This window comes from Streptomyces sp. NPDC060035, from assembly GCF_042736635.1.
Classification (GTDB): Bacteria; Actinomycetota; Actinomycetes; order Streptomycetales; family Streptomycetaceae; genus Streptomyces.
Window position 1 is genome coordinate 32700 of record NZ_JBHWVO010000043.1, and the last position, 14941, is coordinate 47640.

The 14941-nt window shown below is 70.8% G+C and carries 13 protein-coding genes and 1 pseudogene; 6 read left to right on the forward strand and 8 right to left on the reverse strand.

Annotated features, from left to right (window positions below; all coding sequences use genetic code 11):
* Positions 1 to 110 precede the first annotated feature (110 nt).
* From ACFWBQ_RS36110 to ACFWBQ_RS36120, 3 genes are read left to right on the forward strand one after another with little or no spacing between them, the layout of a single operon-like run.
* Positions 111 to 947: a CPBP family intramembrane glutamic endopeptidase gene (locus ACFWBQ_RS36110; RefSeq protein ID WP_385507448.1), complete on the forward strand. Its 837-nt coding sequence runs from the start codon at positions 111 to 113 to the stop codon at positions 945 to 947.
* Positions 944 to 2104, forward strand: coding sequence for a sensor histidine kinase (locus tag ACFWBQ_RS36115; RefSeq protein ID WP_385507451.1), 1161 nt, complete (start codon positions 944 to 946; stop codon positions 2102 to 2104). Before ACFWBQ_RS36110 ends, ACFWBQ_RS36115 begins: the two co-directional genes overlap by 4 nt.
* Positions 2101 to 2760, forward strand: a complete 660-nt coding sequence (locus tag ACFWBQ_RS36120; protein WP_351171617.1) for a response regulator transcription factor — start codon at positions 2101 to 2103, stop codon at positions 2758 to 2760. Before ACFWBQ_RS36115 ends, ACFWBQ_RS36120 begins: the two co-directional genes overlap by 4 nt.
* Before the next feature lie 4 nt (positions 2761 to 2764).
* On the opposite strand, the pseudogene ACFWBQ_RS36125 reads toward ACFWBQ_RS36120, so the two are convergent.
* The 8 genes and pseudogenes from ACFWBQ_RS36125 to ACFWBQ_RS36160 form a co-directional block, all read right to left on the reverse strand.
* Positions 2765 to 2998, reverse strand: a pseudogene (locus ACFWBQ_RS36125) (ATP-binding protein); the annotation flags it as partial.
* Positions 2999 to 3006: 8 nt separating this feature from the next.
* Positions 3007 to 4323 carry a hypothetical protein gene (locus ACFWBQ_RS36130; RefSeq protein WP_385507458.1) on the reverse strand — a complete coding sequence of 439 codons (1317 nt, stop codon included), beginning with the start codon at positions 4321 to 4323 and terminating at the stop codon, positions 3007 to 3009.
* Between the two features lie 164 nt (positions 4324 to 4487).
* Positions 4488 to 5483 (reverse strand): porphobilinogen synthase, encoded by a 996-nt coding sequence (hemB, locus tag ACFWBQ_RS36135; protein ID WP_385507459.1) that lies wholly within the window; start codon positions 5481 to 5483, stop codon positions 4488 to 4490.
* 127 nt (positions 5484 to 5610) lie between these two features.
* Positions 5611 to 7278: a uroporphyrinogen-III synthase gene (locus ACFWBQ_RS36140; RefSeq protein ID WP_385507462.1), complete on the reverse strand. Its 1668-nt coding sequence runs from the start codon at positions 7276 to 7278 to the stop codon at positions 5611 to 5613.
* Entirely contained in the window at positions 7275 to 8261 is a 987-nt protein-coding gene (gene hemC, locus ACFWBQ_RS36145) for a hydroxymethylbilane synthase (RefSeq protein WP_385507465.1), read from the reverse strand. The genes ACFWBQ_RS36140 and hemC overlap by 4 nt, the downstream gene beginning before the upstream one ends.
* Positions 8258 to 9748, reverse strand: a complete 1491-nt coding sequence (locus ACFWBQ_RS36150; protein ID WP_385507467.1) for a glutamyl-tRNA reductase — start codon at positions 9746 to 9748, stop codon at positions 8258 to 8260. Before ACFWBQ_RS36150 ends, hemC begins: the two co-directional genes overlap by 4 nt.
* A complete protein-coding gene (locus ACFWBQ_RS36155; protein WP_385507469.1) occupies positions 9745 to 10530 on the reverse strand; it encodes a redox-sensing transcriptional repressor Rex in 786 nt (261 codons plus the stop codon). The genes ACFWBQ_RS36150 and ACFWBQ_RS36155 overlap by 4 nt, the downstream gene beginning before the upstream one ends.
* Before the next feature lie 272 nt (positions 10531 to 10802).
* The gene (locus ACFWBQ_RS36160; protein WP_385507471.1) at positions 10803 to 11078 is read right to left on the reverse strand and encodes a glutaredoxin family protein; all 276 of its coding nucleotides are present in this window, start codon (positions 11076 to 11078) and stop codon (positions 10803 to 10805) included.
* A 116-nt stretch (positions 11079 to 11194) separates the two neighbouring features.
* On the opposite strand from ACFWBQ_RS36160, the gene ACFWBQ_RS36165 reads away from it, so the two are divergent.
* The 3 genes from ACFWBQ_RS36165 (at position 11195) to ACFWBQ_RS36175 (ending at position 14892) form a co-directional block, all read left to right on the forward strand.
* On the forward strand, positions 11195 to 12157 hold the full coding sequence (locus ACFWBQ_RS36165; protein WP_385507473.1) for an HAD family hydrolase: 963 nt from the start codon (positions 11195 to 11197) through the stop codon (positions 12155 to 12157).
* Positions 12158 to 12711: 554 nt separating this feature from the next.
* Positions 12712 to 13488 carry an ECF subfamily RNA polymerase sigma factor, BldN family gene (locus ACFWBQ_RS36170; RefSeq protein WP_329209862.1) on the forward strand — a complete coding sequence of 259 codons (777 nt, stop codon included), beginning with the start codon at positions 12712 to 12714 and terminating at the stop codon, positions 13486 to 13488.
* Positions 13489 to 13698: 210 nt separating this feature from the next.
* Positions 13699 to 14892, forward strand: coding sequence for a DUF5667 domain-containing protein (locus ACFWBQ_RS36175; RefSeq protein WP_385507476.1), 1194 nt, complete (start codon positions 13699 to 13701; stop codon positions 14890 to 14892).
* Positions 14893 to 14941 lie beyond the last annotated feature (49 nt).

The window sequence follows — 14941 nt, forward strand, 5'->3', positions numbered from 1 at the left end:
ATGCGAGCTACGCGCAGGTGTCCACCATGAGGTGACGATTCGAAGCCGCCCGATCCGTAGCGTTCGAAGCGCCGCGGCACCCCGGCCGCGGCTCCCGCAAAGGAGCGTTCATGAGATTTGTATGGCAACTGGCGGCAGTCGTGGCGGTCTCCTTCGTCGGCAACCAGGCCGTCGCAGCCGTACAGGACGACCCGTGGCTCAGCCTCGCCGTGGGACTCCTGGTGTCCGTACTCGCGGTACTCGTCTACGGCTGGGTGGTGCGGCGGACCGAACACCGCCCCTCCACCGAGGTGGCCCGAACCGGCGCCGGTCCCGCGATCGGCCGGGGCGCACTGATGGGCGTCGCCATGTTCGGGGCCGTCATAGCGAACATCGCCCTCCTCGGACACTACGAGATCGACGGCCTGGCCTCCGTGCAAGGCGCAGTCGGGCTGTTCGGCTTCATGGCGGTCGCGGCCGTGACGGAGGAACTCCTCTTCCGCGGCGTCCTGTTCCGGATCGTCGAGGAGTACGCCGGCACGTGGATCGCACTGACGCTGACCGGAACGCTGTTCGGCCTCATGCACCTGCTGAACCCCCACGCCGACCTGTGGGGCGCCATCGCCATCGCCATCGAGGCCGGTGGCATGCTCGGCGCCGCCTACGCCGCCACCCGCACCCTGTGGGTGCCGATCGGCCTCCACTTCGGCTGGAACTTCGCGGCGGCCGGCATCTTCAGCACCGAGGTCTCCGGCAACAACACCCCTCAGGGACTGCTGGACACCGTGACCTCGGGACCGAAGCTGATCACCGGAGGCGACTTCGGCCCCGAAGGAAGTGTGTACGCGGTGCTGGCCGGCGTCCTGATGACGGCCGCGTTCCTGTGGCTCGCCCACCGGCGCGGCAACCTGGTGCCCCGCCGCAGGCGCGCCGACAAGGCCGCCGCCCCCACTACACTTCCCCGATGAACGGTCCTCGGCGGCTCCGGGAACTGTGGCGCCGCTCGGGCACCACCGGCTGGTACCTCCCGCTCGCGCTGGTGCTCTTCGCCGCGTCCTTCCTCCCGGTGCTCCGCAGCAACGGAACGGAGGTCGGTGGCCTGCCGAACCGCCCCTACGACGCCCTGGCCGTGGCGGCCATCGCCCTGCAGTGCCTCCCGCTCGCCGGGCGCCGGCGGTGGCCGGCCGTCTCCCTCACCCTGGTGTCGCTCGGGTTCGCCGTCGACCAGCTCCGCGGCTACCACTCGCTCGCGGGCGCCGCGCTGGCCGTCGCACTGGTGAGCGTGGGATCCCGCCTGGAACACCACCGGCGCGCCACCGCGATCCTCTTCACCACGGCGTACGTGTCGCTGGCGGTCGCGCTCCACCAGCTCGGCCCGGGTGATCCGCCGAGCGAGTTCGTGACGTTCTACCTGCTCCTGGCCCTCACGTGGGCCGTCGGGACGTGGTACCGCTCCACCCGGATCGCCGAGGCCGAGCACCGCCGCCGCGTCGCCGAGGACACCCGCACCGCCGAACGCGCCCGCATCGCCCGCGAACTCCACGACGTGGTGACCCACCACGTGACGGCGATGGTCGTACAGGCCGAGGCGGCACGCTACCTGACCGCCGCGCCCGACCGTCTCGACCAGAGCCTGACGGCCGTCACGGAAACCGGCCGTGCGGCCATCACCGATCTGCGGCACCTGCTCGACCTGCTCGACCCCGGCCACGGCACCGAGCCCAGGACACCGCACGCCGGGCGGCTCCTCACCCTCGCCGAACAGACGCGGCAGGCCGGGCAGCCCGTGGAGTTCACGGAGGAGGGCACCCCGGCCCGGTCGGCCGGCAGCGCCGACCTCGTGGCCTACCGGGTGGTGCAGGAGACTCTGACCAACGCCCTCAAGTACGCCCAGGGCAGCCGCACTTCGGTCCGGGTGCACCACGACGAGAAGGAGATCACCGTGGAGGTCGGCACGGACGGCCCCGGCCCGAAGGCGCAGGGCGCGCTCCCCGGCGGAAGCGGGCGGGGCCTGGCCGGTCTCCGCGAACGGGTCGACGTCCTGGGCGGCGACTTCCACGCGGGCCCGCACCCGGACGGCGGCTTCGTCGTCCGGGCCCGAATACCCGCCGGGAGCCCGTCATGACCACACCGATCCGGGTCCTGATCTGCGACGACCAGGTACTGGTGCGCACCGGACTCTCGACGATCGTCGACGCCCAGCCGGATCTCGAGGTCGTCGGCGAATGCGGGGACGGGCAGACCGCCGTCGACCTCGCCGGCCGGCTGCTCCCCGACGTCGTGGTCATGGACATTCGTATGCCGGTCCTCGACGGCATCGAAGCCACCCGCCTGCTGGCCGGCGCCGGAGTCCGACAGCCCGTCAAGGTGCTCGTGGTGACGACGTTCAACCTCGACGAGTACGTCTACACGGCGTTGCGCGCCGGCGCGAGCGGCTTCCTCCTCAAGGACGCACCGCCCTCCCAGCTGCTGCACGGTATCCGGACCGTGGCCTCCGGCGCCGCCCTGCTGGACCCCGAGGTGACGCGACGGCTCGTCGGCAGGTACGCGGCCCGCATCCGGCCCTCCGATTCCACAGAACCCGACAGCCCCCTGACCCCCCGTGAACAGGAGGTCCTGCGCCTCATCGCGGACGGCCTCTCCAACAACGAGATCGCCGCGACCCTCGTGATCAGCCGTGAGACGGTCAAGACCTTCGTCTCCCGCATCCTCACCAAGCTCGGCCTCCGCGACCGCGTCCAGGCGGTCGTCTACGCATACCGCCACGGCCTGGTGTCCTGAATCATCAGGATGTCACGCTCGGCCGACGAGGTCGCATGAACGCGCACCACACGACCTTCCCGGGATCCCGTTCTCCCACGCCCCACCGGTCGGCGAGCACGTCGACGAGCAGCAGCCCACGCCCCGACTCCCCGTCAGGCCGCCGCGCCGCAGGCATTCCGCCTCCGCTGTCGTGTACCTCCACGGACAGGGACCGCCCCTCCGCCTCCAGCCGCAGCCGGACCAGATACCTACGCCCGCCGCCCCTCAGAGGAACCGTGAACTGCCCACCGGCCCCGGCGACCGCAGTCGGGCCCGGTCACCCTGGAGCCAGGTGCCGCGCACGGCCGAGACGAAGTCCGTGAGCTTCTCGACGGGGTCGGCAGGCGTCTCCCCGTCCCCTCCGTCCGGCGTCGGATCGGCGCCCACGATATCGGCGGCGATCTCCGCCTCCGGCCTCCCGTCGGCCTCCCCGCGCTCCGCTTCTCCGTCGTCGCCCAGCCGAAGGACCTCACCCCACGGAGGCACGACCGACTGATGGAGCAGGGTGACGCTGTCGGCGGCGATGACGGGCGGGTCGGTCCAGCAGCTCGCGTGCTCGTGCAGCACCTGTCCCGGCGCCCGGTGGAAGAGCTGCCCGAGCAGTTCGGGGCCCTGGTCGGCACCTGCGGTGTCGTCCAGGTCGTAGGCGATCACGACGGTGTCCTCCCGTCCTGCCTCGAAGGGCTCCGCGGCCAGGCCCAGCACCTCGGCGGCTGCCAGGCCCAGGATCCTGCTCCCCCGGTCCGGCAGCAGGGACACCGAACGCGGCCGCACCCCGGCAGCGGCAAGCACCGACTTCAGCCGCAACAGGCCCTGCAGGCACTGGTCGTGGGAGTCCTGGAACCAGGCGTACCGACCGGTCATCCCCGCGTCGTACCCGTGCGGGGACAGCGTGCCCAGCACGGTGCCGCCCATGACGTACTGCCAGCCGCGGAGATCGGAGTGGTCCAGCGGGGTCACCGGCCCGGCGGTCCCGGCACGCTCCAGGACGCGGTTCTGCCGGTCCCGCGCACCGAGCCAGGTGTCGTCGGCAGGGGCGGCCAGACGAGCGTGCTGACGGCGGGCCAGCTCCAGGTCACCCGCCAGGACGGCGTTGAAGACCAGGAGATAGCGATCGGGCCAGTCGGCGAGGCCGTCCTCGTGCGCGAGCAGGGCGTCGACGGCATCGCGGTGCCGCCCCTCGTCCTCGCAGGCGGAGACCAGCTCGCGCAGCATGCCGGAGGAACCCGGCTGCAGGCGCAACGCCTCGCGCAGGGCGGGTATCGCCAGATAGGACACGCCGCGTTCCACGCAGGCGTAGCCGTAGTCGTAGAGCGGTCGCACCCGATCGGGGTGCGCGGCCAGCGCCGTGGCGGACGTGTGGAGGTCGTCGAACCCCGCCGCCCGGGCAGCACGGCCGACGACGACCGCGACCTGCCCCAGCGGCGCCGCGGGAGCCGTCCGCAGCGCGCGCAACGCGCCCGGGACGTCACCTCCGTCGAGGCACTCCCAGGCCGCGGCCAGTTCGGGGGACGGGGGACGACGATTCCTGCGCGAGAACATGTGCACGATCTTCGCGGTAACCGGGCCCGCCCTCAATCGAATTGATCACCGACGAGGACTCCTGCCGACTCGGCCCGGGGCCCTGCCCCCGACTTCGGCGAGCAAGCCCGGCACAGGAGAGCGGGCCACGGCACCCGCGGCCCGCTCTCCCGCGACGACCGGCCTCAGCGGCCGAGCCGCTGCGCGACCTCCGTCGCCCAGTACGTCAGGATCATCTGCGCACCCGCGCGCCGGATCCCCGTCAGGCTCTCCAGGATCGCCGCGTCCCGGTCGATCCAGCCCCTCTCCGCGGCGGCCTCGATCATCGCGTACTCACCGCTGATCTGGTACGCCGCCACCGGCACGTCCACCGCGTCGGCGACCTTCGCGAGGATGTCCAGGTACGGTCCGGCGGGCTTGACCATGACCATGTCGGCGCCCTCCTCCAGGTCGAGCGCCAGCTCGCGCATCGACTCGCGGCTGTTCGCCGGGTCCTGCTGGTACGTCTTTCGGTCGCCCTTGAGCGAGGAGCCCACCGCCTCACGGAACGGCCCGTAGAACGCGGAGGAGTACTTCGCGGTGTAGGCGAGGATCGACACGTCCTCGTACCCGGTCTGGTCCAGCGCGTCGCGGATCACTCCGACCTGGCCGTCCATCATGCCGCTGGGGCCCACCACATGGGCGCCCGCGTCCGCCTGGACCTGGGCCATCTCGGCGTACCGCTCCAGCGTGGCGTCGTTGTCGACGCGGCCGTCCTCGGTCAGTACCCCGCAGTGACCGTGGTCGGTGTACTCGTCCAGACAGAGGTCGGACATGACCACGAGGTCGTCACCCACCTCTTCCCGTACCGCCCGCAGGCCGACCTGAAGAATGCCGTCCGGGTCGGTGCCCGCGGTGCCACGGGCGTCCTTCTTCTCGTCCAGCGGGACGCCGAAGAGCATGATCCCGGAGACCCCGGCCGCGACCGCGTCGACCGCGGCCTTCCGCAGGGTGTCCAGGGTGTGCTGCTGCACGCCGGGCATGGCCGAGATGGCGACCGGCGCGTCGATGCCCTCGCGCACGAACGCGGGCAGGATCAGATGCGCGGGGTCGAGCCGGGTCTCGGCGACCATGCGCCGCATGACGGGCGTCGTCCGCAGCCGCCGGGGCCGCGAGCCGGGGAAGTTTCCGTACACAGTCATCCTTCGAGACTAGACCCGTACACATCACCGGCTTACCGACACCCGAACCGGAAAAACGGACAACGAAAAGCAGGGGCCCGGCCGCTTCACGACGAAGCAGCCGGGCCCCACACATCCGTTCCGACCGTCAGGTGGTCGTCCGGCGGCGTCTCGCACCCGGGCGGCGCTCGCTCGGACGCGTCACCGGATCACCGGCCTCCTTGGCCGCATCCCGGCGCTGCGCACCGAAGTCCGCCAGCGCCTGGGCCAGCTTGTGGACCGACGGCTCCGGGGACAGCACGTCCACCCGCAGGCCGTGCTCCTCGGCGGTCTTCGCCGTGGCGGGGCCGATACACGCGATCACCGTCACGTTGTGCGGCTTGCCCGCGATACCGACCAGGTTGCGGACCGTCGAGGACGAGGTGAAGAGCACCGCGTCGAAGCCGCCGCCCTTGATCGCCTCGCGGGTGTCGGCCGGCGGCGGCGAGGCGCGGACCGTGCGGTACGCGGTGACGTCGTCGACCTCCCAGCCCAGCTCGATGAGCCCGGCCACCAGCGTCTCCGTGGCGATGTCCGCACGCGGCAGGAACACCCGGTCGATCGGGTCGAAGACCGGGTCGTACGGCGGCCAGTCCTCCAGCAGACCGGCGGCGGACTGCTCACCGGACGGCACCAGGTCCGGCTTCACACCGAAGTCGACCAGCGCGGCGGCAGTCTGCTCGCCGACGGCCGCGACCTTGATCCCGGCGAAGGCACGCGCATCGAGCCCGTACTCCTCGAACTTCTCGCGTACGGCCTTGACCGCGTTCACCGAGGTGAAAGCGATCCACTCGTACCGGCCCGTGACCAGGCCCTTGACCGCGCGCTCCATCTGCTGGGGCGTACGCGGCGGCTCGACGGCGATCGTCGGGACCTCGTGCGGCACGGCACCGTACGAACGCAGCTGGTCGGAGAGCGACGCCGCCTGCTCCTTCGTCCGCGGTACGAGCACCTTCCAGCCGAACAGCGGCTTGGACTCGAACCACGACAGCTGGTCGCGCTGGGCGGCAGAGCTGCGCTCCCCGACCACGGCTATGACGGGCTGGTGCCCGTCCGGCGAGGGGAGGACCTTGGCCTGCTTGAGGACCTGAGCGATCGTCCCGAGCGTCGCCGTCCAGGTGCGCTGGCGCGTCGTCGTTCCCGCGATCGTCACCGTCAGCGGGGTGTCGGGCTTGCGGCCCGCCGAGACGAGCTCGCCGGCGGCCGCGGCCACCGAGTCGAGCGACGTGGACACGACGGCCGTCGCATCGCTCGCGCCGACCTCGGACCAGCAGCGGTCCGAGGCGGTACGGGCATCGACGAAGCGCACATCGGCACCCTGCGCATCACGCAGCGGCACACCGGCGTACGCGGACACGCCGACGGCGTTCGCCACACCGGGCACGACCTCGAAGGGCACGCCCGCGGCAGCGCAGGCGAGCATCTCCACGCCCGTGTTGCCGTCCAGGCCGGGGTCGCCGGCGACAGCACGGACAACCCGCCTGCCACCCTTCGCGGCCTCCATGACAAGATTGGCGGCGTCCCTGAGAACGGGTACCCCGACGGCTGTTGACGACATGTCAACAACCGTCAGCTCAGGGGTGCTTACCCCTGCCCGCGCATGGCAGCGAACGACGTCGAGAACGTCGGGTTCGGCCACAAGGACGTCCGCGCTCGCGAGCGCCTCGACGGCGCGCAGAGTCAGCAGTCCCGGGTCGCCGGGACCGGCGCCGAGGAAGGTGACGTGCCCTGCGGACAGGACCGGAAAATCGGATACGGCGGGGCCGGTGGGGCTCAAAGTGCTCGCTCCCCCATAAGACCGGCCGCACCCTTGGCAAGCATCTCGGCCGCGAGCTCGCGACCGAGGGCCGCCGCGTCGTCGTGCGACGTGGGGACGGGACCGGTGATGGACAGCTGCACCAGGGAAGTGCCGTCGGTGGAACCGACGACACCGCGCAGGCGCAGTTCGTTGACAGTCTGCCCGTCGACCAGGAGGTCGGCCAGCGCACCCACAGGTGCGGAACAGCCGGCCTCCAGGGCGGCGAGCAGGGCGCGCTCGGCGGTCACGGCGACCCGGGTGTACGGGTCGTCGAGCTCGGCGAGTGCTGCGGCGAGGTCCGCGCTGGTTGCAGCGCATTCGATCGCCAGTGCTCCCTGACCGGGAGCAGGCAGGACGGTGTCGACCGGCAGGAAGTCGGTCACTTCACCGGTCCGGCCGAGGCGGCTGAGCCCGGCGGCGGCGAGTACCACCGCGTCGAGCTCTCCGCTTCGTACAAAACCGATACGCGTATCGACATTGCCCCGGATCGCCACGGTCTCGATGTCGAGGCCGTGCGACCGGGCGTACGCGTTGAGCTGCGCCATGCGGCGCGGCGAGCCGGTGCCTATACGGGCACCGGACGGCAGTTGCCCGAAGGTCAGCCCGTCCCGCGCCACCAGTACGTCGCGCGGATCCTCGCGCTCCGGTACGGCGGCCAGGACGAGGCCCTCCGGCTGTGCGGTCGGCAGGTCCTTGAGCGAGTGGACGGCGAAGTCCACCTCGCCACGCAGCAGCGCCTCGCGCAGCGCGACGACGAACACGCCGGTCCCGCCGATCTGCGCCAGGTGCTCCCGGGAGATGTCTCCGTACGTGGTGATCTCGACGAGCTCGACGGCGCGCCCGGTCACCTCACGGACAGCCGCGGCAACCATGCCGGACTGCGCCATGGCGAGCTTGCTGCGCCGGGTGCCGAGCCGGAGCGGCTTCGTGGTCTCCCCACCCAGGGGTGAGTTGTCGGTCATGACCGCCCTCTATTCGGGTCGTTCAGGTCTGCCCGGGAGACGGCGGCCACCGTCTGCGGGTCGAGGTCGAAGAGTTCCCGCAGCGCATCGGCGTACCCGGCGCCACCGGGCTCGCTGGCGAGCTGCTTGACCCGCACGGTGGGCGCGTGCAGGAGTTTGTCGACGACGCGGCGCACGGTCTGCGTGATCTCGGCGCGCTGCTTCTCGTCCAGGTCGGGAAGGCGTCCGTCGAGCCGCGCGATCTCGCCGGCCACCACATCGGCGGCCATGGTGCGCAGGGCGACAACGGTCGGGGTGATGTGGGCGGCACGCTGGGCGGCGCCGAAGGCCGCCACCTCGTCGGCGACGATGGTGCGCACCTGGTCCACATCGGCGGCCATCGGGGCGTCCGCGGACGCCTCGGCGAGCGACTCGATGTCGACGAGGCGCACACCGTCGATGCGGTGGGCCGCTCCGTCGATGTCCCTCGGCATGGCGAGGTCGAGCAGGGCGAGCCGCACGGGTCCGGTGGCCGGAGCCTGCACGGGCACCCGGCGCACGGCCCGGTCCTGTGCGGCAGCGGTGGCGGAACCGTTCTCCACCCAGGCGGCGTGCTGGTCCAGTTCCGCGGGGGCTGCGGCGCGGGCCGCAGGCGGCTGCACCGCGGTGTCGAAGTCGACGCCGAGCGCCTCGGCGACGGCCTCGGCGGTCAGGACGAGCCCGGTCGCGCCGGTACACGAGACCACCACATCGGCACGTGTCAGTTCGTCCGCCACTGCGGCCATTTCCACAGCGCGTGCCGTCGCCACGCCGCTCTGGGCGAGGATCTCGACGAGCCGGTCCGCACGGCCCCGGGTCCGGTTGGCGACGACGATCTCGGCGACGCCGGTACGGACCAGGGTGGCAGCGGCGAGGGAGGACATCGAGCCCGCACCGATCACCAGGGCGCGCTTGCCCGCGGCCCATTCGGTGACCTCGGTACCGTCCGCGAGCTGTTCGAGACCGAACGTGACGAGCGACTGCCCGGCCCGGTCGATCCCGGTCTCGCTGTGGGCGCGCTTACCGACCCGCAGCGCCTGCTGGAACAGGTCGTTCAGCAGCCGTCCGGCGGTGTGGAGCTCCTGCCCCAGCGCGAGCGCGTCCTTGATCTGGCCGAGGATCTGGCCCTCGCCGACGACCATCGAGTCCAGCCCGCACGCCACCGAGAAGAGGTGGTGGACGGCACGGTCCTCGTAGTGCACATAGAGATAAGGAGTGAGCTCGTCCAGCCCGACGCCGCTGTGCTGCGCGAGCAGCGTGGACAGCTCGGCGACACCCGCGTGGAACTTGTCCACGTCCGCGTACAGCTCGATGCGGTTGCAGGTGGCCAGCACCGCTCCCTCGGTCGCGGGTTCCGCGGCGAGGGTGTCCTGCAGCAGCTTCGTCTGGGCCTCGGGCGCCAGCGACGCCCGCTCCAGCACGGAGACGGGGGCGCTGCGGTGACTCAGTCCTACGACAAGGAGACTCATGCCGGCATCACGGCGGGCATGTCCCCGTCGGGTCCCTTCCGGCTCACGGGGGTGGCACGCATCGGCGGCGCCTCGTCCGCGTCGTCGTTCGCGGCCGCGTTGCCTTCGGCGGCGGCTCCTTCGCCGGCCTTGCGCTGCTCGTGGAAGGCGAGGATCTGCAGCTCGATCGAGAGGTCGACCTTGCGCACGTCGACGCCTTCGGGCACGGAGAGCACGGTCGGCGCGAAGTTCAGGATGGAGGTCACGCCCGCGGCGACGAGCCGGTCGCAGACCTGCTGGGCCGCGCCGGGCGGGGTGGTGATGACGCCGATGGACACACCGTTGTCGCTGATGATCCGGTCCAGATCGTCGGTGTGCTGGACGGCGATACCGGCGACGGGCGTACCCGCCATGGCGGGATCGGCGTCGATCAGCGCGGCGACCCGGAAACCACGGGAGGCGAAGCCACCGTAGTTGGCGAGCGCGGCGCCGAGATTACCGATACCCACGATGGCGACCGGCCAGTCCTGGGTGAGCCCGAGTTCGCGGGAGATCTGGTAGACGAGATACTCGACGTCGTACCCGACACCACGCGTGCCGTAGGACCCCAGGTAGCTGAAGTCCTTCCGCAGCTTGGCGGAGTTGACCCCCGCCGCCGCCGCGAGTTCCTCGGAGGACACCGTGGGCACCGAGCGCTCGGAGAGCGCGGTCAGTGCGCGGAGATACAGCGGAAGCCGGGCGACGGTGGCCTCGGGAATTCCTCGGCTACGGGTCGCCGGTCGGTGAGTTCGGCCAGTTGCCACGGTGCTCCTGCGGGATGAGCGGGGCTGCAGGCGGCCGTATGTTCCAAGACCGCCCCGTCGAATGCAGGCTATGTCTTTGTGAACGCGTGCACAAAGATGGTGTCCGTTTTGTCTGGTCAAAGTGACCGGGGTCACGCATATTCCTCGCGCGGTCCCGGAACCTGGGACCGCATCAGCCCGTTGCGGGCTCGAAGGGGGCAAAGCGGTACACACTCCTCATGTCCACGCCCCCGAGACCACTCAAAACGCCCATGATGTTAACCGGGTTTCGTCTAGGTACCCAGTGCCGTGCGCAACCTCGCCGGGTCCACCCGCCAGAACGTGTGCTGTTCGTCATCGATCAGGACCACCGGGATCTGCTCCCAGTACTCCTTGTACAGCTCCTCGTCCTGCGTGATGTCCTTCTCCACCCAGGACGCGCCTGTCTCCTCGCAGACGGCGCGCACCACCAGGCGCGCATCGTCACAGAGGTGACAGCCGGGCTTCCCCACGAGGGTCACCACCCGGTCGGCGGGCTTCTTCTTCGTACGCCGCAGCAAGGCACTCATGCCTCCATTCTGCGCCGCCCCCGAGGCCACCCGTTTAACACTCCGGTCCCGGAGAGTTCACACTTCCGCATCCCGCCAGGTCGGGAACGGCCGAACGGAATCGCTATGCTCACGGCATGGCCGCTCTTGGATGGCTCACACCCCGCAGGCGCCCCGCGACAGCACGGAGCGTGCTGGCAGGCGAGGCAGCAGCCGAGGCAGCGCGGAAGTCGACGCTTCCCGCCGACGAGTCCCTTCTTCCCGCAGACGCCGCGGATCTGCTGACCGCGGCCGAGGGCGTCGGAGAGCCCGCGTTCCCGGTGGCCGGGGACGACCGGGCCGCCGCCTTCTTCGACCTCGACAACACCGTGATGCAGGGCGCCGCGATCTTCCACTTCGGACGCGGCCTCTACAAGCGGAAGTTCTTCCAGCGCCGCGAACTGACCCGCTTCGCCTGGCAGCAGGCCTGGTTCAGGCTGGCCGGCGTCGAGGACCCCGAACACATGCAGGACGCCCGCGACAGCGCCCTGTCCATCGTCAAGGGCCACCGTGTCGCCGAGCTGATGTCCATCGGCGAAGAGATCTACGACGAGTACATGGCCGACCGCATCTGGCCCGGCACGCGCGCCCTCGCCCAGGCCCACCTCGACGCGGGCCAGAAGGTCTGGCTGGTCACGGCCGCCCCCGTGGAGACCGCCACGATCATCGCCCGCCGCCTGGGCCTGACCGGCGCACTGGGTACGGTCGCCGAATCGGTGGACGGCGTCTACACCGGCCGCCTGGTCGGCGAACCGCTGCACGGCCCGGCCAAGGCCGAGGCGGTACGCGCACTGGCGGCGGCCGAAGGCCTGGACCTCGACCGCTGCGCGGCGTACAGCGACTCGCACAACGACATTCCGATGCTGTCGCTGGTCGGCCACCCGTACGCGATCAACCCGGACACCAAGCTCCGCAAGCACGCCCGAGCCCTGGACTGGCGCCTGCGCGACTACCGCACCGGCCGCAAGGCCGCCAAGGTCGGCATCCCGGCCGCGGCGGGCGTGGGCGCCCTGGCCGGCGGCACGGCAGCCGCAGTCGCACTCCACCGCCGCCGCCGCTGACCTCGGGGCACCGCCGACCTCGGGGCACCGCTGACCTCCGGGCGTCACTGACCTCCGGGCGTCACTGACCTCGGGGCGCCGCCGACCTCCGGGCGTCACTGGCCTCCGGGCGTCACTGACCTCGGGGCGCCGCTGACCTCCGGGCGTCACTGGCCTCCGGGCGTCACTGACCTCGGGGCGCCGCCGACCTCCGGGCGTCACCGACCTCCGGGCGAAGGCCGCGGGCCACGCCCGGGGCGTTCGGCCAATCGGGAGGTGAGAGCCGCCCGGGCCCGCTCACCCCTCCGGCCAGTCGGATTGACGTCGAGCGACCACAACCCGTCGCCCTCGCAGGCAGATCACGAAGTAATTCGATCAATAACCGGTCACGATGTGCCACTTGATCCGTCACTTAGAGGTTACAGAAGCGACGGAATCGATGATTTGAGCAACTGGGTGTAGCACGGCCTGTACGAAGCGTTATTCTCCTCAGACGCATAAGGAGCCCGCCACCCGCTACCACGAGTGACGGTTTTCGAACTGAACGTGATGGAAGCTCTGCCTCTGGGAGTCCCGTGTACCCACACGTCGGGGTTGACACCTCGGGCCTGGCTACGCTGCGCGCAACGGTCCTCGACCACTTGCGCGGCTTCGTCCCCACCGCGTACGCCGTCCCCGCATTTGCCACCCCTGCACCTGCCGGCCCTTGCTACGCGTTGGCCGAACGCAGCGCGGCGGTCGGAAGACGCAGTAACCGCGGCGCCACGACGACGTCAGCCGTTCGCCGGCCCACAGCCGACAGCGACAGCGCGCGCATGATGGATCTTGTCGAGCGCGCACAGGCCGGTGAGGCCGAGGCCTTCGGCCGCCTGTACGACCAGTACAGCGACACCGTGTACCGGTACATCTACTACCGCGTGGGCGGGAAGGCGACAGCGGAGGACCTCACCAGTGAGACCTTCCTGCGCGCCCTCCGCCGCATCTCCACCTTCACCTGGCAGGGCCGGGACTTCGGCGCCTGGCTGGTCACCATCGCCCGGAACCTGGTCGCCGACCACTTCAAATCCAGTCGTTTCCGACTGGAAGTGACCACCGGCGAAATGCTCGACGCGAACGAGGTCGCGCGCAGTCCCGAGGACTCCGTCCTGGAGTCCCTCTCCAACGCCGCGCTTCTGCAAGCCGTGCGGCGACTCAATCCACAACAGCAGGAGTGCGTCACCCTCCGGTTCCTCCAAGGTCTCTCCGTCGCCGAAACGGCCCGCGTCATGGGCAAGAACGAGGGTGCGATCAAAACCTTGCAGTACCGCGCCGTCCGCACACTCGCCCGGCTCCTGCCGGACGACGCCCGCTGAGATCACCATTGGTGACGGGTACGTGACACACTGGTCCGATCATCTTTCGTCCGTAACCCAACTGCCGCGCCACTCGTTGTGCCGGATGCAGGCCCCCTGTCGTCGCACTCCGACCGTATCCACTCGCTCGATCGTGTGGAAACGCGTCTGGTGCGCAACCTTCCGGACGCTCAGGGGAGTCGACCGTCATGACGAGAGGAGGTGCCGCCAGTGATCGCAAACGTTTCGGCACACCGGCGGGCGAACGCCTTCGCCCAGGCCCTGGAGGAGCAGTCGCCCCAGGGTGCGGCGGCCGTACAGCCCGAGGAACCGGCCGAACCGGCCGACCACGGAACGCTGTTGGCCCTGGCGAACGGCCTCGGTGAGCTACCGAAGCCCCAATTGGATCCCGAAGTCAAAGTGGTGCAGCGAGCCCAACTCGTCGCGGCCATGGAGACCATGTTCGCCGAGGGCGGTGCGTCCACGGGCCCTACCGTGCCCGAACAACGGGGCAAGGGGGCCCACCGGGCCTCCCCGCTCCGGAAATTGCGCCCCCGCTCCCGCTGGGCGAAGGGCCTCACCGCGGGCGGACTCACCGTCGGTGTGGCCGCGGGAGCTTTCGGCGGAGTGGCCGCTGCCAGTTCCGACGCCCTGCCGGGTGATTCCCTGTACGGGCTGAAGCGCGGCATCGAGGACATCAATCTCACCATGGCCAACGGCGATGCCGACCGGGGCGAGGTCTACCTCGACCAGGCATCGACGCGCCTCGGCGAAGCCCGCCGCCTCATGGAGCGGGGCCGCGCGGGCGAGATGGACCACGAATCGCTGGGGGAGGTCAGACGCACGCTCAACGGCATGACGCACGACGCCACCGAGGGACACCGGCTGCTCCACTCCGCATACCAGCGGGACGGCTCCATCCGGCCGATCCAGACACTGGATTCCTTCTCCCGCGCACACCGCGAGAGCTGGAGCAGCCTCCGTGACCGGCTGCCCGTCCAGCTGACCGACATAGGCGACAAGGTCAGCTCGGTCTTCGACGCCATGGACCAGGAGGTCGCGCCCCTGCAGTCCCTGCTCCCCCGTACCCCGGGCACGAGCGAGGAATGGACACAGTCCGAAACCCCGGACGGCACCGGCCCCTCGGGCACGGACCGCCCGGCGCCCTCCTCACCCACCGCCCCGGACGGCAGCCCGGCCGGCAGCACCGCACCGAAGCCGTCCGGATCCGGCAGCACGCCGGCCGACGACCTGGGCAACGGCGGTACGGACGGTCTGCTCGACGACCTCCCGACGGACGACGGCACCCCGTCGTCCCCGGCGGGCGGCGGAGACGGCTCCCCGGCACCGGACGTGACCCTGCCGCCCCTGCTCCCCGGCCTGCTCCCCGGCCTGGGCATCGAGGGCGAGGACTTCAGGCCGTAGGCGAAACGCAGTGGACCGCATGTGAAGGGGGGCCGTCCGGATCCGGACC